General features: G+C 31.9%; 17 protein-coding genes. 7 read left to right on the top strand and 10 right to left on the bottom strand.

Going from position 1 to position 19962, the window contains the following annotated elements:
• Nucleotides 1-89: 89 nt before the first annotated feature.
• The 3 genes from P8H50_RS02510 to P8H50_RS02500 are packed head-to-tail and all read left to right on the top strand — an operon-like array spanning nt 90 to nt 5567.
• A complete protein-coding gene (locus tag P8H50_RS02510) occupies nt 90-2438 on the top strand; it encodes an ABC transporter substrate-binding protein (RefSeq protein ID WP_300205276.1) in 2349 nt (782 codons plus the stop codon).
• A complete protein-coding gene (gene recO, locus P8H50_RS02505) occupies nt 2438-3154 on the top strand; it encodes a DNA repair protein RecO (RefSeq protein WP_300205273.1) in 717 nt (238 codons plus the stop codon). Before P8H50_RS02510 ends, recO begins: the two co-directional genes overlap by 1 nt.
• Entirely contained in the window at nt 3138-5567 is a 2430-nt protein-coding gene (locus P8H50_RS02500; RefSeq protein WP_300205271.1) for a TonB-dependent receptor, read from the top strand. The genes recO and P8H50_RS02500 overlap by 17 nt, the downstream gene beginning before the upstream one ends.
• Before the next feature lie 33 nt (nt 5568-5600).
• Here P8H50_RS02500 and P8H50_RS02495 read toward each other — a convergent pair whose 3' ends face one another.
• Nucleotides 5601-5828: a T9SS type A sorting domain-containing protein gene (locus tag P8H50_RS02495; RefSeq protein ID WP_300205269.1), complete on the bottom strand. Its 228-nt coding sequence runs from the start codon at nt 5826-5828 to the stop codon at nt 5601-5603.
• Entirely contained in the window at nt 5816-5995 is a 180-nt protein-coding gene (locus P8H50_RS02490) for a hypothetical protein (protein ID WP_300205267.1), read from the bottom strand. The genes P8H50_RS02495 and P8H50_RS02490 overlap by 13 nt, the downstream gene beginning before the upstream one ends.
• A 117-nt stretch (nt 5996-6112) precedes the next feature.
• Between P8H50_RS02490 and P8H50_RS02485 the strand changes: the two genes are divergently transcribed.
• Nucleotides 6113-6586: a regulatory protein RecX gene (locus P8H50_RS02485; RefSeq protein WP_300205265.1), complete on the top strand. Its 474-nt coding sequence runs from the start codon at nt 6113-6115 to the stop codon at nt 6584-6586.
• A 75-nt stretch (nt 6587-6661) separates the two neighbouring features.
• On the opposite strand, the gene P8H50_RS02480 is transcribed toward P8H50_RS02485, so the two are convergent.
• The 4 genes from P8H50_RS02480 to P8H50_RS02470 form a co-directional block, all read right to left on the bottom strand.
• On the bottom strand, nt 6662-6985 hold the full coding sequence (locus P8H50_RS02480) for a DUF6646 family protein (RefSeq protein WP_366900947.1): 324 nt from the start codon (nt 6983-6985) through the stop codon (nt 6662-6664).
• A 20-nt stretch (nt 6986-7005) separates the two neighbouring features.
• A complete protein-coding gene (locus P8H50_RS11025; RefSeq protein WP_366900946.1) occupies nt 7006-7158 on the bottom strand; it encodes a hypothetical protein in 153 nt (50 codons plus the stop codon).
• 9 nt (nt 7159-7167) lie between these two features.
• A complete protein-coding gene (locus P8H50_RS02475; RefSeq protein ID WP_300205263.1) occupies nt 7168-8019 on the bottom strand; it encodes a cupin-like domain-containing protein in 852 nt (283 codons plus the stop codon).
• Between the two features lie 77 nt (nt 8020-8096).
• Nucleotides 8097-9911 carry a TonB-dependent receptor gene (locus tag P8H50_RS02470; protein ID WP_300205261.1) on the bottom strand — a complete coding sequence of 605 codons (1815 nt, stop codon included), beginning with the start codon at nt 9909-9911 and terminating at the stop codon, nt 8097-8099.
• Between the two features lie 78 nt (nt 9912-9989).
• Here P8H50_RS02470 and P8H50_RS02465 point away from each other — a divergent pair, with 78 nt between their 5' ends.
• The 3 genes from P8H50_RS02465 to umuD all read left to right on the top strand — a co-directional run bounded on the left by P8H50_RS02465 (nt 9990) and on the right by umuD (nt 13498).
• Nucleotides 9990-11483, top strand: a complete 1494-nt coding sequence (locus tag P8H50_RS02465) for a PLP-dependent aminotransferase family protein (RefSeq protein ID WP_300205259.1) — start codon at nt 9990-9992, stop codon at nt 11481-11483.
• A gap of 318 nt (nt 11484-11801) precedes the next feature.
• A complete protein-coding gene (locus P8H50_RS02460; RefSeq protein WP_300205257.1) occupies nt 11802-13061 on the top strand; it encodes a Y-family DNA polymerase in 1260 nt (419 codons plus the stop codon).
• Complete coding sequence (umuD, locus tag P8H50_RS02455; protein WP_300205255.1) at nt 13058-13498, top strand: translesion error-prone DNA polymerase V autoproteolytic subunit; 441 nt, start codon at nt 13058-13060, stop codon at nt 13496-13498. The genes P8H50_RS02460 and umuD overlap by 4 nt, the downstream gene beginning before the upstream one ends.
• Before the next feature lie 81 nt (nt 13499-13579).
• Here the strand turns inward: umuD and P8H50_RS02450 are convergent, their stop codons facing one another.
• From P8H50_RS02450 to P8H50_RS02435, 4 genes are all read right to left on the bottom strand, one after another.
• Entirely contained in the window at nt 13580-13873 is a 294-nt protein-coding gene (locus P8H50_RS02450) for a F0F1 ATP synthase subunit epsilon (protein ID WP_300205253.1), read from the bottom strand.
• A gap of 72 nt (nt 13874-13945) precedes the next feature.
• Nucleotides 13946-15454, bottom strand: coding sequence for a F0F1 ATP synthase subunit beta (atpD, locus tag P8H50_RS02445; protein ID WP_300205251.1), 1509 nt, complete (start codon nt 15452-15454; stop codon nt 13946-13948).
• 168 nt (nt 15455-15622) lie between these two features.
• Nucleotides 15623-17155: a G-D-S-L family lipolytic protein gene (locus P8H50_RS02440; RefSeq protein ID WP_300205249.1), complete on the bottom strand. Its 1533-nt coding sequence runs from the start codon at nt 17153-17155 to the stop codon at nt 15623-15625.
• A gap of 1 nt (nt 17156) precedes the next feature.
• A complete protein-coding gene (locus P8H50_RS02435) occupies nt 17157-19934 on the bottom strand; it encodes a TonB-dependent receptor (protein ID WP_300205247.1) in 2778 nt (925 codons plus the stop codon).
• Nucleotides 19935-19962: the final 28 nt, after the last annotated feature.

Below are 19962 nucleotides of genomic sequence, written 5' to 3'. Positions count from 1 at the left end.
ATTTAAAAAAGCTTCCTAAAACGGAAGCTTTTTTAGTTTTTGTATATATTTTTGCAATATTCTACGTTATAAAAAGGTAATTACAAGCTATGAAAATTAAATACCTATTATTAATATTATTGTTTCCAATAGTAATACATTCTCAAGATTATTCTAGAGACTGGAAAGGCTATTTTGCTTACCTAGACATAAAAGATATCTCTGTAGGATCCTCAAAAATATATGCAGCTGGTGAAAATGCCGTTTTTATATATGATACACAAACCAATGAAATTGATGAATTAACAACAATTAATGGTTTATCTGGAGAGACTATTTCTACTTTACTTTATGTAGAAGAAAATAACCTACTGTTAATTGGTTTTGAAAACGGATTAATGCAAGTCTATCTAGAATCTAGTCAAGAAGTTAAAAGTGTTGTCGATATACTAGATAAGCCTACCATTCCACCAACAGACAAAAGAATAAATCATTTTAATATATATAATGGTTTTGCATACATTTCTACCGATTATGGAATTTCAGTATACGATATTAATGCATTAGAGTTTGGTGATACTTATTTTTTTGGACCAAATGGCACCCAATTAAAAGTTAACCAAACTACTGTTTTGCAAAATAACATATATGCAGCTACAGCTATTGGATTGTTTCAAGCTGATGTAGATAACCCAAATTTAATTGATTCTCAACAGTGGCAACAAACAGGCGGAGCAAATTGGGTGAAAATTGAGTCTGTAGGAGAGCAAATTTTTGTTGCAAGGAGCAATAAGCAGTTGTATGAAATAGTTAATAACACTCCAGTTTTAAGAACAACCTATACTGGTTTTATAAAAGATTTAAGGGAATCAAATAACCAACTTTTAGTAACTATTTCAAATGCAGTATATCTTTATACAGCAGAGCCTTTTAGTGAAGTTGCAGTTGTTAATTCAAGTACAGATTTTCCTACTAATTTTAATTCTGCAATAATTAATGAGGATAATGACATTTTTATAGGAACAGACGGTGTTTTTGTTAGTAATAAAACAGCATATGGCATATTGAAAACTAATATTTCAGACCTCACTATTTTTCAAGAAATTCATCCTTCGTGTCCATTATCAAACAACGCATTTACAATTGCTGCAGTGGCAAATAATGTTTGGGTAACCTATGGCGACTATACAATATCTTATAACCCATTTCCATTAAGAAGAAAAGGTTTCAGCCATTTAAATGGAGAAGAATGGAACAATATCCCATACGACAGCATTTTTGGAGCATTAAACCTTAATAAAATTAATGTAAACCCATTAAATCCCAGTAAAGTGTACATAAGCTCTTTTGTAAGCGGTTTACTTGAGTTAGACAACTATAATATTCCAACAATTTTATATAATCCAGATAATAGTTCTTTCGTGTCTTCTTGGTCTGGAGGTATTGATATAAGAAATGCAGGCTCAATAATTAAAAATAATATTCTGTGGTGTACTAATGCAAAAATACTAACACCCTTAATATCTCATAATTTAGAAACCGGAGAATGGAAATCTTACGATTTCAGCGAAATTATTTTTAATAGTAATACTGAAATTGGATATGGATCGATAGACGTAGATAATGACGGTATTGTTTGGGTAGGAGGACATAGAAAAGGGATTATTGGTTACAAACCAGAAACAGGTGAAATAAAGAATATTGAATCTGAAGAGCAAAATATTCCAGCACCTTCAGTCAGAACTGTTAAAGTAGATAAGCAAAATTATATTTGGTTTGGTACGGATAAAGGACTTCGAGTTATTTACGATGTCGATGCTTTTTTTGAAGATTCAAACTACCAGCCTTCAGAAATAATTGTTTTAGATAATGGTATTGCTAGTGAATTATTGTTTCAACAATATGTAACAGATATTGAAGTTGATGGAGCGAATAATAAATGGGTAGCAACTTTAGCAACAGGAGCTTATTATTTCTCATCAGATGCTCAAGATAATATCTATCATTTTACAAAAAACAACTCACCATTACCATCTAATAATGTCTTAGATATAGCTTTAGATGAAACAAATGGTAGAGTATATATAGCTACAGATAAAGGTCTTGTTTCTTTTAATAGCGAAACTTCTGTTCCAGATGTAAACCTAAACGAAGCCTATGTGTACCCAAATCCAGTGAGGCCAAATTTTAATATTAACGATGAAAAAATTAAAATTAAAGGTGTAACCGGAAACGTAAATATTAAAATTACAGATATTGAAGGTAATTTAGTTACAGAGGCTGAAACCAGAACCAACACAAAATTTAGTGGAAATAATCTAGAAATAGATGGAGGTACTGCACTATGGAATGGAAAAAACATGTCTAATAGAACAGTAGCAACAGGTGTTTACATGGTTATGATTTCAGATTTAGATTCTTTTGAAACTAAAGTTCTAAAATTAATGGTAGTGAGATAATGTTGCTAACCACAAATGCCATTGTACTATCTAAACTAAAATTTCGAGATAACGATTTAATAATTAAATGCTATACCCAAAAAGAAGGGATTGTAAGTTACCTATTAAAAGGTGTATTAAAATCTAAAAAAGGATCAAAAACAGCTTATTATCAACTGTTAACACAGGTTCAAATAGTTACAGACACAAAACCTTCTAGGTCTCTTCAATATATAAAAGAAGTAAAAATTAATTATCTATATTCTACTTTACATACTAATGTGTTAAAAGGCGCTATTGTAATGTTTTTAGCAGAAGTACTTTCGAGTTCACTTCAAGAAGAAGAGCAGAATGATACGTTATTCAACTATTTAGAAGCAGCTTTACAATGGTTAGACACTCAAGATCAATTTTCAAACTTTCATTTATTATTTCTTTTAAATTTAACAAAGCATCTTGGTTTTTATCCAGATATTTCAAAAATTGAAGCATCCTACTTTAATTTAGAAGATGGAAAATTTCAAGAAAATCAACAAAGCAAATATTCTGTTACTGGCGAAAATTTAACACTCTTAAAACGCCTTTTAGGCACAAATTTTGATGAATTAGACAAAGTAAAAATAAATGCTAAACAGAGGCAATCTTTTTTAAATCTTATTTTAATATATTTTGAACTACATTTGGGGAGTTTTAAAAAGCCAAAATCACAACAGATATTTAATGAAGTTTTTAGTTAAAAGCAGTAAGTATATTCTTTATTTTTTTGCATTTTTTTGTTTGTGCTTTTATGCAGAAGCTCAGGAAATAACAGTATTAAATAAAAAAAGTAATGAACCAATACCAAGTGTTGCTATTTATAATAAATCAAAATCTAAAAGTGTTATTACAGATTTTTATGGTAAGGCAAATTTAGAGCTTTTTGAGGCGTCTGAGATTCTATATTTTAAGCACATATCTTACAATTTGTTTTTAGTTTCAAAATCTTTAATTTTAAACAAAAAAGTAGCATTAAATCCAAAATCACAAGGTTTAGATGAAATCGTGCTTTCTGCATCAAAGTTTAAAGAAAATAAAAGAGATATACCAAAAAAAATATCAAGTGTAAGCGCAAGAACAATTGCTTTCGAGAATCCTCAAACAAGTGCAGATCTTTTGCAGTCTACAGGACAAGTTTACATTCAAAAAAGCCAATTAGGTGGAGGAAGTCCAATAATTAGAGGTTTCTCGACCAATAGATTACTTATTACAGTAGATGGAGTTAGAATGAATAATGCTATTTTTAGAGGAGGAAACATACAAAATGTTATTTCTATAGACCCTTTTTCTATTCAAAATACAGAAGTTTCACTAGGAGCTGGTAATGTAATTTATGGAAGTGATGCAATAGGTGGTGTTATGAGTTTTTACACAAAAACTCCAAAAGTATCATATACAGATTCTATTTACTTAAAAACAAATGCAGTGTTAAGATATGCATCTGCCTCTCAAGAGAAAACAGCTCACTTAGATGTTAATTATGGATTTAAAAAATGGGCATTTATTACTAATGCAAGTTATACAGATTTTGGTGATTTAAGAATGGGAAGTCATGGCCCAGAAGATTACTTAAGACCTGAGTTTGTGGTTACAAACAATAATGAAGATATAATTGTAGAAAATAACAACCAAAATATTCAAAAATTTTCTGGTTACCATCAACATAATATCATGCAAAAGGCAAGATATGAGGCCAATGAAGATTTAGATTTTGATTTGGGTATATTTTACACTGCAACATCAAACACACCACGATATGATAGATTAATACGTTATAATGGTGATAATTTAAGATCTGCAGAATGGTATTATGGACCACAAAAATGGTTTATGACAAATTTAAATGTTACTAAATTAAGTAGTAACTCTAATCTTTTTGATAAAGTTAAGGCTACTATAGCTTATCAAAACTTTCAAGAAAGTAGAATAGACCGTAATTTTCAATCTCAAATTAGAAATGTTAGAGAGGAAGGTGTTGATGCCTTTTCTTTTAATTTAGATTTAGAAAAATCTTTAACAGATAAAACAGCCTTTTTTTACGGAGTAGAATACGTGCACAATACAATCCACTCTAATGGTTTTCAAGAAAATATTACAACAAATACTATAGAGCCTACGGTATCAAGATATCCAGATGGATCTACTTGGCAATCTGCAGCTGTTTTTACTAGTTTAAAATATAAACTAAATAATAACCTAGTATTTCAAATCGGTTTACGCTTTAACAATGTCATTTCAAAAGCAAATTTTTCAAAAAATACCGTCTTCTTAAATTTACCTTTTACAGAAGCTAATAATAACTCTAGCGCACTTACTGGAACTGCAGGTGTAAGTTGGTCTCCAAACGAGCTGTTACAATGGAAACTTAATTTTTCTTCAGCATTTAGAGCGCCAAATATAGACGATATTGGTAAAGTATTCGATTCTGAACCTGGATCTGTAGTAGTACCAAACAACAATTTAGATCCTGAACACGCTTATGGTGGCGAATTAGGATTAAACTTGAATTTTAGTGATGTTGTAATTTTAGACACTGCAACATACTATACTTATCTTAATAATGCATTAGATAGAAGAGATACTGATTTAAATGGAGAAAGCGAGATATTTTATGATGGCGAATTAAGTAATATACAATCTATACAAAATGTTACAAAATCTTGGATTTATGGTTTTGAGATAGGAGCAAAAATTAATTTTAGTGAAACTTTAAAGTTAACCTCTCAATATAATATTGTTGGAGGTACAGAGGAAACTGATGGATTAGAAGTGCCTGTAAGACACGTGTCTCCAAATTTTGGAAATACACATCTAATTTGGCAAAATAAAACGATTAAAGCAGATGCATTTATTAATTATAATGGTGCCTTATCTTTTAATCAATTAGCACCTTCAGAACGTTCTAAAGCATATTTATATGCTTTAGATAATGACGGAAACCCTTATTCTCCATCTTGGTATACTTTAAATTTTAGATTACAATACCAACTCAATAGAGCTACAAGTATTACTACTAGTTTAGAAAATATTACAGACCAACGTTATAGAACCTATTCTTCTGGAATTTCTGCTCCAGGAAGAAACCTAATAGTTGCATTAAAATATAAACTTTAACAAATTATAGTATCGCTTAATTTTTATTAGTAGTTACTTTTTTATCGCTTTTTTACTAATTAGTGTGCCATTTGATAACTCTATTTGAGCAATATAAACCGAACTACTTAAACTAGAAAGATTGTAAATTTCTGTTTTTTTGTTTCCGCGTAATCGATAAATAGTGCGACCTAGAACATCTAGAATTTTAACCGATTTTATAGTTGAATTTCCACCGTAAGAGAATTTTACATTATTATTCTCAAGTTCTATAATAGACAAGTTGTTCCTATTAAATCAAAATAATCATTAGTTCCATCAGAAAACACGCCTGAACTTGTGTATCCAGAATTTAAAGCGCCTTCAAAACTTTGTTGGTATATTTGCCCATAACTGAAATAAGCAAAGCCAAAAATGAATAAAATAAAAAGTGAGTAATTCTTAATCATAATATTTTTTTTCTGAAAAAATAAGTTGATAAATGTAGGAAATCTAGTTTAAATAGGTCACTTTCAAAGATATGAAATTATCAAGAATTTACTATTTTACAGGAATAATACTATATCATGAATCTACAAAAAACATATTCTGTCGATGAAGCTCAAAAAAAACTAGAATATTACTGTGCCTACCAAGAACGTTGCCATAAAGAAGTGTTAGAAAAGCTACAAGTTATGCGAATGATTCCCGATGCTATAGATATTATCGTGGTGCATTTAATAAAACACAATTTTCTAAATGAAGCACGTTTTGCTAGAACTTTTGTTAGTGGTAAATTTAGAATAAAAAAATGGGGACGTTATCGTTTAACACTTGAGTTAAAGAAAAAAAACATTTCTAAAGTTAATTTAAAAGCAGCGCTTGATGAAATTTCTGAAGACGAATATTTGGAAGTTTTTAATGCTTTAGCCGAAAAAAAGTTTGATTCTATTCTAGAAACTAATGTTTTTAAGAAAAAAAAGAAACTTATAGATTACCTTTTGTATAGAGGATGGGAGTCGCATTTAGTTTATGAAAAAGCAAACCAGTTAGTAAAATAGTATATGGTATAAAACATAAAAAAGCCTTTCGGTTTTAACCAGAAAGGTTTTTTAGTAAAAGTACGTTTTTATGTATTATAAGTTAAATACAGCACCTAGACTTACTGTAAATTGATTGTGAATATTCTCTGCTCCAACAGGATTTTCTTTATATTTTGCTAATGGTGTGATTAATTCTGAATACACTCCAAAACCATCTGTAAATAAGTAGCGAAAACCTAAATGGCCACCAAAGTTTTTAGTGCTTAAGCTTAAACCTGGATATACATCAAAATTATCATCAATATTTATTACGTTACCAAGATTAGCATTAAAACGCAATTTAATATCAAAACGATCTCCAAATCCTGCATCAAGGATATCATTATTTTTAACGTTTAAAGCATAGGTAGAAGACACACCAACAGATATATTCTCACCTAAAAACCATAATCATAACTTACATTAATTCCAGAGGCAAAGTCTTGAAAATTACCTCCAACTTGAAATTTTTGATCTCCTTTACCTTCAAAAACTTGTGCGTTTGTAAGCGATACACTTAAAACAGCTAATACAAATAGTATTTTTTTCATAGTTATAATTTATTTAGTATTCTTAATTGCTTGAGTATTTTTCCAGTCAATCCATTTTTGACCTTTTAATTTTCGCATGAGATTATCGTATTGCCTCATGATTATAAAGTTATTTAACGCTTTTACTACGTTTATTGGATTTTTAGTAATAGATCGTAGACTCATGGAAAATCCTGGTGTAATATAACGCATATAATGCCAATAACCTTCTGGCATGTATAAAATTTCTCCATGGTTAAGTTCACATTCCCAACCTTTTGCTTTTTTTAATGCAGGCCATTTTTTTAAATCAGGATTCGAAAAATCAATATCTTCACGAACAATTAACGAGTGTGGAATTTTGTAGAGAAATTTGCTTTGTTTTTGATCAAAGAGAATGCATTGTTTTTTACCTTCAAAGTGAAAGTGAAAGATGTTTGAAAAATCAATATCATAATGCATAAACGTGTGTGAATTGGTTCCTCCAAAAAACAACATAGGCATTGTTTTGAGTAATTTTAAACCAAAATTTGGCAAAGCGTAATCGTTTTGTAATGCTGGTACTTCTCTAAAAATATTCCAAAGAAATATACGGTATTTTGTTGGCTTCCTTTTTAGTAAGTCTATATATTCAGAGAGTTTCATTTTAGCGTGTGGCTCGTTGAAACCATCTTTATAATTCACAGGTCTATCGTCGTACAATGGAACTTCTTTGTCTCCTGCAATGTCTTTAATATAGTCTAAATTCCATTTTTTGTAAGCAGGCCAATCTGTAATAAACCGCTCCATCACCAAAGGTTTTTGAGGCTTATAATAATTTTTAATAAAATCCTCCTTCGTTATTGTTTTAACTCTTGGTATGTGTTCTAGGTTTAATTTCAAATTAAAAAGTTAAAAATTAAAACACAAAGTTAATAAAACGCTACTAAATTTAATGTTATTTTTTTTTTGGAATTTATTTAAAAGTTATAACGTAAACCTAATAGAACATTGCTTGGTGGCATAGGTGTAAAGCCAGTTTCTATATAATCTGCATCAAAAATATTGCTTGCGGTTGCTGTAAGTTCAAACGTTTTAACAGTAAATATTAAAGACGCATCCCAAACATTATAGCTTTGTCCTGTGGTGCGCTCAGCATGTTTATAGATAATGTTTTGTTTCATGTTTTTAAATAGTTGTGTGCTTAATCGTGTTGTAAATTGATGTTTTAATGTATTTAAAGAGTAACGCGACAACTCTTTATTTTGGTCTAGAATATTGTCTTCTAAAAAGGCATAACCAATGGCAAATGTTTGATTAAAATCACTAATTTTAAAATTATAAGAAGCATCGAACTCTAATCCTTTAGTATTTACTTCTGCTATATTTGTGGCAGTATAGATAGTTTCTGTTGTGTTTGGTCTTATGTAATCTATAAGGTTTTTAGCATCCCTATTAAAAAAAGCAAGTGTTGTAGAAAATTTGTTTGTTATGTATTTAATGCCAATTTCTTGTCCGAAGGCATCTTCTGGGTCTAAATTTTCGTTTCCAACAGTTCTAAAGTCGTTATAAAATAAATCTGTGTAGGTTGGGATTCTGTAAGTGTAGCCAACGTTTCCATATATTTTTATAGTGTTATTTATGTTGTAACCTATGTCCATACCAGGAAAAGCATGGAATTTAAAATCTGAAAAGTAAGTTACAGCAACACCAGGAGTAATGTCTAATTTATTGTCCAGCAATTTAAATTGATGTTCTAAGAATAAATTCGTCATAAATCTATTTCGGTTTCCTAAATTATTACTTCTAAGATAAATTTTAGATACATCTATACCAAAACCTGTTATACCTAGTTTTGAGGAGTAAGAAGCGTAAACTTCTGCTCCTATTTTGTCTGTAATATGAAAATTTCTAAAAAAAGATGGATCTTCTCGTTTTAATAGAAATAAATCTTGATTACGTTTCCAATACACGCGTGGTTTAATTTTAAGTTTTTCTGTATTAAAAGTAGTTGTAAAACCTATTAAACTATTTTGAGTTTCTTCGTATTCATTAAAGGCAGGACTTGTTGTATAAAAGTTTTCTGCACCAAATTTTCTATCAAAAAAAGTAGCAATTAATTCTATAGGTTGTGCATTTTTATTAAACGTACTCTTTAAAAAATAATTAGAATTATCGTAATCTGAATTATTTCGATAGCTTTCAGACGTTAGCTTTCCTACGTGTATAATGTGTGATGAGTTTTCTAGCTCTGTACCAACAGTAATAGATGCATTTAATTGATTAAAAGAACCAGTTTCTAGATTTATAGAGACCGAATTATCTAAGTTTTTTTTTGTGACTATATTAATAGCTCCTGTAAATGCATTTTGTCCAAAAACCCTTGCTGCTGGACCTTTAATAATTTCTATACGCTCTATTACTTCTAATGGTAATGCAGCGTTCATGGTGTGATGTCCAGTTTGAGCATCGTCCATTTTTATGCCATCTATAAGTAATAAGGTTTGATCAAAACCACCACCTCTAATTTGTAAATCGGCTTGACTTCCTCCAGTTCCTCGACGTCTTATATCAACTCCTGTAACTTGTTGCAGTAAATCGGCTACGTTTGTTGCAGCAGCGTTTTTAATCTCTAGAGCAGAAATAACTGTAATAGTTCTTGAATTTTCTTTAAATGGTAGGTCTATACGTGTTGAGGAAATTAAAACAGAGTCTAATTGTTGATTTTGTAGCTCTTGGGCATGCGTAATTAGAACAAAAACAGTAAGTAAAATAAAAAAAGGGTTTAATTTCATAACAAAATGTATAGGTGTTTTTTAACGCTATAAAATTCGTAACTTTCCGGATTATTAAAGTAGTCCAGTTTTAAAACAATGAATAGTCCGGTTAATAATGTATTAGAATCTTTAATAGCATTTAATAAGTCTGCGAATACTTCAATTTACATTCAAATAGCCCAGCAAATCATTAATGCTATACAACGTGGTTATTTGCCTGAAGGAACAGCGTTACCAGGCACAAGAACGTTAGGCGAACTACTATCTATTAATAGAAACACTGCAGTTGCTGTGTACGACGAGTTGGCATCTCAAGGTTGGGTAAATATTATGCCCAACAAAGGGACGTTTGTGTTAATGCCAGAGAATAAAACAGTTGCCATAAAAGCAGTAACCCAAAGATTAGATACATTAAAAACGTATCCAAATACAGCAGGATTTCCATTTCAATCGTCATTTAACTTAGCTTCTACTCAAGAGTTTTCTGGATGTAAACACGTTATTAATGATGGAAAACCTGACTTAAGATTACATCCTACATTCCAGTTTGCTAAATGGTATAGTGCATCAATGAAGCGAGCATCATTAATATCAAAATGGAATCAAACTCAAGAAGAATCTTACACCACTTTTAGTAAGCAATTGTGCAATTATTTAAATGCTACGAGAGGATTTCACATAAAACCCAATAACATTTTAAGTACACGAAGCACAGAGATGAGTTTATATATTGTGTCTCAACTATTAATACAGCAAAAGGATGTGGTTTTGGTTGGTAATTTAAGTCATTATAAATCTAATATGATTTTTCAGCAAGCAGGAGCCAACATAAAAACCATTCCTGTGGATGTGGATGGATTAGATGTAGATTTTATTGAAAAGAATTTCAAGAAAAACAGTATTCGTTGTGTTTATGTTTGTGCTCACAGGCAATACCCAACAACAGTAGCGCTTACAGCTGCTCGACGTTTAAAATTATTAACATTAGCAACAGCCTATAATTTTGCTATTATAGAAGATGATTTTGATTATGATTTCCAGTTCGATGGGTCAGCTATGGTACCAATGGCAAGTGCAGATGCTAAAGGTGTTGTTATTTATTTAGGACGATTAGGACAATCCTTTTTCCCAAGTTTTCAAATAGGATTTATAGTTGCGCCAGAAAACATTATTAATGAGGCCAAGAACTATTTGCAAATATTAGACAAGCAAGGCGATTTAATACAGAAACAGATTCTTACAGAGCTTATTGTAGAAGGTGAAATACATCGCTTAATTAAAAAAAATATTACCATTTATAAACAAAGGCGCGATTATTTATGTAGTTGTTTAACTAAATACTTTAAAGACTATGCTACTTGGCAAGCTCCTGTTGGAGGTTTAGCAGTATGGTTGAATTTTAAGCCTAGAGTTTCGCTTGTTAAATTGGCTAAAAAAACAAAAGCACGCGATTTGTTTTTACCTAAAACCATATTGTATCAAAATAAAGATATTTGCGCGATGAGGTTAGGTTATGGTCATTTAAACGAAGATGAAATTGAAAATGTTATTAAAATTTTAAAGTGCTCTATTGATGAGATTTTACTGTAGACACATATTATTAGGTTTTTAAAATAAGTACTTTTTAAGCTTAGTGTTATCGTGAGTTTGTAGAAGTAAAACACTAAAAGCAATTGGAACAATATTGACGATAGAACCAAAAATTACCAAATAAAGACACAAAGCAGCTATTATTATCCCAAGAAGGGTTTTCCAAACAGGAACGTTTTTAACGTATTTTAATGTTGATTCCATGTTTCAAATATAAATAAAGTTAACAATTTTGAAAATTTGAATTTCATCTATTTAGTTAATAACATTTTTTTTCCACATAAAACACAATTCACTTTTCTTGTATCTTTATAACCTATGTTTGCACTAGTAGATTGTAATAATTTCTATGCTTCATGCGAACGTGTTTTTAACCCTAATTTACAAGGAAAACCAATCGCTATTTTAAGTAATAACGATGGTTGTGTTATCTCACGAAGCGACGAAGCTAAAACCTTGGGTTTACCAATGGGAGCACCTATTTTTAAATGGGAAAGCTTTTGTAAAGCTAATAGTATACATGTGCTATCGTCTAATTATCCATTGTATGGAGATATGAGTTCTCGTGTCATGAACATATTAAAACAGTTTACACCAGACATAGAAATCTATAGTATAGACGAATCTTTTTTACAGTTTAAAGGCTTTGATAATTATAACTTTAACGATTATGGAAACCAAATAAGAACACGTATTTTAAAATGGACAGGCATTCCAACTTGTGTTGGTGTTGCGCCTACAAAAGCACTTTGTAAAGTCGCCAATAAAATTGCACGAAAGTTTCCAAAAGAGACTAAAGGTGTTTATGTTATAGATACAGAAGCGAAAAGAATAAAAGCCTTAAAATGGATTAAAATAGAAGATGTTTGGGGAATAGGTCGCAGACTAAGTAAACGTTTAAAAGCAAAAGGATGCTTAACAGCTTATCATTTTACACAATTGCCAGACGCTTGGGTAAAAACTAATTTTTCTGTTGTAGAATCTAGACTCAAGAGAGATCTTGAGGGATTACCAACTTTAAAGTTAGACGAGTACGACACCATAAAAAAAGCCATTGCAACCACAAGGAGTTTTGAATATACCTACTCAGATATTGATAATATAAAAGAACGCGTATCTACCTTTGCCACAAGCTGTGCCGAAAAATTAAGACAACAAGGTTCTAGTTGCCATATTATTGTTGTTAGTTTAAGTAGCGATAGACATAAACTAGATTTAGAGCAGCATCGTGCAAGCATGCGTATTAATCTGTCTTGCCCAACAAATTCATCTTTAATATTAAGTAGTTGTGCAGTTAGCGCAGTTATGTCTATCTTTAAGCAAGGTATAAAATATAAGCGTGCAGGAGTTGTAGTTACAGGTTTGGTACCAGAAGATAGTTTTCAACTGGATTTATTCAATAACGAAAACCCAAAACATAAACCACTAATGCAATCTATAGATTATTTAAATGCTAAATTTAAAGGAAATACTATTAAATTAGCAAGTCAAGATTTAAAACGCACCTGGAAAATGCGTCAAGAACGGTTGTCACCAAGATATACTACAAATATTAATGATATTATTACAGTAAAATGATAGCACACAAACAAGGCAGTTTAACATTTTTCACACCAGAAACTATAGATGGAGCCTCTGGACAGTTTTTTGATACAGGAATTTCAGCAGGATTTCCTTCACCAGCAGATGATTTTAAAGAGCAACGCTTGTCTTTAGACGAAGAGCTTGTAAAAAACAAAGAAGCTACCTTTTATGCTAGAGTAAGTGGGCAGTCTATGATTGGTGCTGGATTAGACGATAACGATTTGTTAGTAATAGACAGAAGTCTAGAACCAGAAAATAATAGAATTGCTGTTTGTTTTCTTGATGGAGAGTTTACTGTAAAACGATTACGAGTGACTAAAGATGAAGTTTGGTTGCAACCAGAAAACCCAAACTATCCTATTATAAATATTACCGAAGAGAATAATTTTTTAATTTGGGGAATAGTAACAAATGTAATTAAAAAGGTTTAAACAATATTCTTATAAAATATAAAGCATAAAAAAACGCGAAACTTAAGTTTCGCGTTTTTTTATATAGTTGTCAATAAAAAACTAATCTGCTAAAATGATGGCTTTGTTACCTTTCATTTCTAATGTTCCAGAATTAATTTTTACTGTTAGCACTTTTTTATCATTTGCAAGAGGCACAACACTAGCGTGTAAATCATCAAAAACAAGATGACTCTGCGTATGTGTGTTTATTTTAACAGTGCCTTCTGCTAATACAGCTACAATAGCTGCGTGATTATTAAGCATCTGAAACTCACCATTAATGCCTGGTACAGTTACAGCATCTACTTCACTACTAAATAAAGTTGCCTCTGGTGATACGATTTCTAAATACATATTCTTAGTCTTTAGTTTGTGGTCTTTAGTTTGTAGTCACTGAAAAAATATGACTCAAAACTGTGACTAATTTTAAGCTTCAGCTAACATTTTCTCTCCAGATTCGATAGCTTCTTCAATAGAACCTTTAAGGTTAAATGCTGCTTCTGGTAAATGATCTAATTCACCATCCATAATCATATTAAATCCTTTAATGGTTTCTTTAATGTCTACTAAAACACCAGGAATACCTGTAAACTGTTCTGCTACGTGGAAAGGTTGAGATAAGAAACGTTGTACACGTCTAGCTCTACCTACAGCCATTTTATCTTCTTCAGATAATTCTTCCATACCTAATATAGCAATTATATCTTGTAATTCTTTATAGCGTTGTAATAACTCTTTTACTCTCTGTGCACAATCGTAGTGCTCATCTCCTAAAATATCTGCAGTTAAAATTCTTGATGTAGAATCTAATGGATCTACAGCTGGATAAATACCAAGCTCAGCAATTTTACGAGACAATACAGTAGTTGCATCTAAGTGAGCAAACGTTGTTGCTGGTGCTGGATCTGTTAAATCATCTGCAGGTACGTAAACCGCTTGTACAGATGTAATAGAACCTTTTTTAGTTGAAGTAATACGCTCTTGCATAGCTCCCATTTCTGTTGCTAGAGTAGGTTGGTAACCTACGGCAGAAGGCATACGACCAAGTAATGCAGACACCTCAGATCCTGCTTGAGTAAAACGGAAGATATTATCTACGAAGAAAAGTACATCTTTTCCTTGTCCATCTCCAGCTCCATCTCTAAAGTATTCAGCAATTGTTAAACCAGATAAGGCAACACGTGCACGTGCTCCAGGTGGCTCATTCATTTGTCCGAATACGAAAGTAGCCTTAGACTCTTTCATTATATTTTTGTCCACTTTTTGAAGGTCCCAACCGCCTTCTTCCATAGAATGCATAAAGTCGTCACCATACTTGATAATTCCAGACTCTAACATTTCACGAAGTAAATCGTTTCCTTCACGTGTTCTTTCACCTACTCCTGCGAATACAGAAAGTCCACCGTGTCCTTTTGCAATATTGTTAATCAACTCTTGGATTAATACTGTTTTACCTACTCCAGCACCACCAAATAAACCAATTTTACCACCTTTTGCATAAGGCTCAATTAAATCGATAACTTTAATACCTGTAAATAAAACTTCAGTAGAAGTTGATAAATCTTCAAATTTTGGTGCGCTTCTGTGAATAGGTAATCCTGCATCGCCTACTTTAGGTAAATTTCCTAAACCATCAATAGCATCACCAATTACATTAAATAAACGTCCGTAAACATCTCCACCAATAGGCATTTGTATTGGAGCACCAGTAGCATTTACCTCTGTCCCTCTACTTAAACCATCAGACGAATCCATTGCTATAGTACGCACTGTATCTTCACCAATGTGAGATTGTACTTCTAGTACTAAAATAGAACCATCTGGTCTATTAATTTCTAATGAATCGTAAATTTTTGGAAGTTCAGCACCAGCTCCGAATTCAACATCGATTACTGGACCTACTATTTGTGAAACTTTACCTGTAACTTTTGACATTACTTATCTATTTAATATTATGCGACTTAATTGTTTGAAAACACCTTTGGTTTTCGCGTGCAAAGATAGGAGATTTTATTTAAAATAAAAGTCGTTTTTCAAGCTTTTTTAGACATAAAAAAAACACCTTCATTATGAAGGCGTTTTTAATATTTCTTTTAACTATTTTTATTGCAATCCTGCAGAGTAGTTTGTGTTATAGTTTCCTATATCCACAAGACTCCCTGAAGCTTCAAAATTTGAACCGTATTTAGCATCAATAGCTTTTAAAAATTGGTTAGCTAATAATGCATAACCTCTAGAAGTAGGATGTACACCATCTAATGAAAATGCACCACCACTTACTAAATCAGACGTTAATACATAATCTCCTGATGGTAGATTACCATTTTTAAGTTGGTTTAATAATGAATTTGCATCAACAAACGCTAAACCAGCTGCGCTAGCTTGAGATTCTATTGTTGCATTAAAACTAGCAGTTGCTGTAGCAATTTCTGCTTGTTCAGTTGGTGTTAATACCCATTTGTCAGCTAATGGAATTGCAACACCATTAACTGTTAATGGGTTTCCTGGGACAGCTAGTGTACCAATAAATGATGAAGACGTTAAGACTAATAAATCAGCAGCAGTTGCTTGTCTGTAATTTGGTAACCCTAATCCTAATAAATCTGTTAAGCTTTCATCTTCAATAACAACAGCATTGGTTTCAGATTCAGCAAAAGTGATTGTTCTCGCTTCTCTTTCTTCAGCAGTAATTAGCATAAAAGTTTCAGCTTGTAATAATCCACCATTATAAGCTGCATAAGCATTGTTTACTGCGCCAGCTGTAGCTGCATCTAAAGGAACTGGATTATGTGGAACTGTTGTAAAATGTGGAATAGCAGTTACATCTGGAATGTTTGCTACAATACCTTGAGCACTACCAGAAGTTAATGTTGCGATAAGTGCTGCATATGTAGCATCAAAACCTACACCTGGAGGTCCAGCTATAGGAGTAATAGGGTTAGATCCATCTCCACCAGAAAGTGCATAACCTAATACATCATTATTTCCTATCCATAAAGAAAAGAAAGATGGTACTTGTGCCATAGCATCTGCTAAAACAGATGTTGAACTAGAACTAGCCATTCTTACAAAGAATGGATTAGCAGAAGGAGGATTACTAAATAATCCATTAAAGTTGCCATAACCTGGTGCTAATAAGTGAAAGCTTTTTGCGCCTGGAACACCCATATTATTAAAAGGACCTGTAGGATTATTTAAAACAATATCTGTAGTAGTCATTGCTCCTGGATTTAGATTTGTAATTGGTACTGGTACAGCACCATCGAAAACTAATCTTGGACCAAATCCTGTAAGAGGACTTCCACCAGCAAGTAAACCACCTGTGTTATCATTCATTAAAGGTTGTGTAAAGCTACCTCCACCAATACTAGCAAATTGATTTGCCATAATTTTAGGCATAGAATTCTCTTGAGATATTTTGTATAAAGATCCGTCTGCAAAACCTGCGGTTAAAGAGTTTCCTAAAGCAACATAGTTAGAAAAATCGGCAGATCCTGCATTTAATGCAGGAAGTGTAACAGCTTCCATAGGTGGCTCATCCAAGAATTGTTCAAAATCCTCTTCATCATTACAAGCTGTAAAACTTATAGCTAGAGCAATAAGTCCTAAATATTTTAAGTTTTTAAATGTCTTCATTTTATAAGTTATTAATTGTTAATGATGCATAATACATAGATCCTATAAATCCTGTTCCAAATGCAGTGAAGTATTCGTTTCCAGTAAGATTTGTTGCTCCTACTTTTATTACAGATTTTAAACTTGGCACCTTATAGTTAATTTGGGCATCTACTACGTGAAATTCTGGCACTATACCATTTCCAAAGGTAGCTTCCCAGAAATAGTCATCGCTAAATCTGTAAGATACATTAAATCCAAGGTTTTTAACAACTTCTGTATGTCCAAAAGAAGCTTTAAACTTGTGTTCTGGTGTGTTAAAGTTGGTTTGAAAATCTGGATTAGCTGCTCTATCAAAATCTTGTTTTGTAAAGGTATAACTTCCGCTTAAATCAAAACCGTTAAATACTTTGGTAGAAAGACCTAAAGATGCACCATAAGATTTTACATCTGCACTTGAGTTTGTGTAAGCGCTATAGGTTTGGAAATCACCATTGGCAATTGCTTGAGCAGATAATCCGCCATCTGCTAAGCCACCATTATTTGCTGTTCCATAAAAAGGAGCAATTACAACTTCTTGAGAGATAAAATCTTCATATTTGTTATAGTAAGTACTAAAATCAACAATTAAGCTTTCAAACTTACCTCTATAACCAAGTTCTATAGATGTTACTTTTTCTGGTTTAATAATATCTGGATTAGCCACGGTTAATGCAGATAAATTTCCAGAAGCTGCAAATGCTTGTACAGAACTTGCAGAATAAGAGTTTATATATGCTGCTTCTCCTGTTTGTGTAACTGTTGCAGGAACACCTGGTAAACTTTGACCAGCAGTTGTAATGCTATAATCTCTAGAGTATCTATCTAAGTTACTTGGAGCAGAACCTACTAAAATTGCTCTACCAGCATCTAAGCCAATAAATAAATCTTGGGTTGTTGGGTTTCTAAAACCAGTTTGAACTGATGCTCTTACATTATGATTTCTATTTACTGTTAAACCTGCTGATAATCTTGGAGAAAAGAAACCATCAAATAATTCTGATTTATCATAACGACCAGAAGCTGTTAGTTTTAATTTCATGTCTTCATTTAGCTCTAAATCTTTTTGAACTTGAGAATAAATACCAAATTCTGAATACTCAATTGGGCCATCAAAATCTGTATAAATAGTTCCTCCAGAATTTAAATTATATTTTCTGAAAGATCCACCAACTTGAATTTCAGCTATATCTGTTAAGTGGCCAAAGTTATAATTTGCATCACTATGAAAATATTTTGAAGCATCTTGAAATTTTGAACCCGTTCTTAAATCTGGATCGTTTATACTCTTATTAAACGCAGCATTATATCCTGCAGAACCTGGTAAAAAACGACCAGTATCTGCCACTGCTCTTGAAGCATCATGCTTTTGTTGTGTTGTTAAACCTTGTGGGTTTCCAGCTAGTTCGATACCTGCATAAGTGCCAATATATTCTTGAAACCATTGATTATCACTTTTCCAAGCTCTATTAATATTAATACCAGTAAATACCATATCGTAAGAATCTCCTGCTTTATCTGAAACTTCGTAAGCTCTAACAAAGAAGTTATCATTTTTAACTTCTAATTTATGTTGTTGTTGGAAGAATCCATTAATGTTATATCTGTTAGTTCCTTGGTAGATTGTAGATCCTGTACCAACTTTACCAACATAAGAAAATTCTAAACTATTATCTTCAATTGGTCTATAGTATAATCCCCAATCTGCTTTAATGCTTTCTGCGTTATAGTTTGTTAAATCTCGTTCGTTATATCCAGTTCTACTTACTACTACATCAGGTACTAAACCAGAACCAGAAGCTGCTCTAATATTAGTTGATACTTCATCACCATAAACATTTATACCATCATAATTGGTATTACTTCGTGTACGAGTTGGATCTATTTTGTCTACTTCGCTAGTTGCAGCCCAATCTGTACCTTTTAAGTATCCAAAGTTTACTTTAGCTGCAAATTTATCTGAAAACTTGTGTCCCATTGTTACACCAATGTCTGTGTAAGCATTATCTCCTGCAGATTCCTGTGATGTAATTCCTCTTTTAAAAGAAGCTCTAATGCCCTGGTGATCGAAAGGGTTCTTACTTCTCATAAATAAAATACCGTTAAAGGCATTTGCTCCATATAGTGCAGATGATGCACCTGGAAGTAATTCTACACTTTGCACATCTGTTTCAACCATACCTACTAAATTCCCTATTGGAAAATTTAATGCAGGAGTAGAGTTATCCATTCCGTCTACTAATTGCATAAATCGTGTATTTGCAAAAGTTGCAAAACCACGTGTGTTTACAGATTTAAATGTTAAACTGTTTGTATTAACGTCTACACCTTTTAAGTTTTCTAGCCCACCATAAAAATCTGCAGAAGCAGTATTTTTTATTTCTTTAAGACCAAAACGTTCTACTGTAACTGGTGATTCGAAAATACGTTCTGGAGTTCTTGAAGCAGAAATTACAACTTCATCAAGAATACTACCTTCTTGTAAAATGAAATTTAAAGTTTGATTGTTTGTAGTAACCTCCATTGTTTCTGTAGAAAAACCAACACTACTAGCTTGCACTGAAAATGGTGGTTTACTATCTGTTGATAAAGTAAAATTTCCATCAAAATCAGTTGCGTTTCCTGAAGATGTACCAGTTACAATAATATTTGCTCCGGGAATAGGTAATCCGTTATTGTCCATAACAGTACCAGTTATTGTTGTTTGTGCAAAGGTTAACGCACAAAAAAACAACAAAACAGTTGATAAGATTGTTCTCATTATTTTAGATTTAGTTAATTTAATAAGA

Source organism: Lacinutrix sp. (genome assembly GCF_029238095.1).
Taxonomy (GTDB): Bacteria; Bacteroidota; Bacteroidia; order Flavobacteriales; family Flavobacteriaceae; genus Lacinutrix.
The sequence above is the reverse complement of the archived record's forward strand: the minus strand, read 5'-3'. Positions and strand labels throughout refer to the sequence as shown.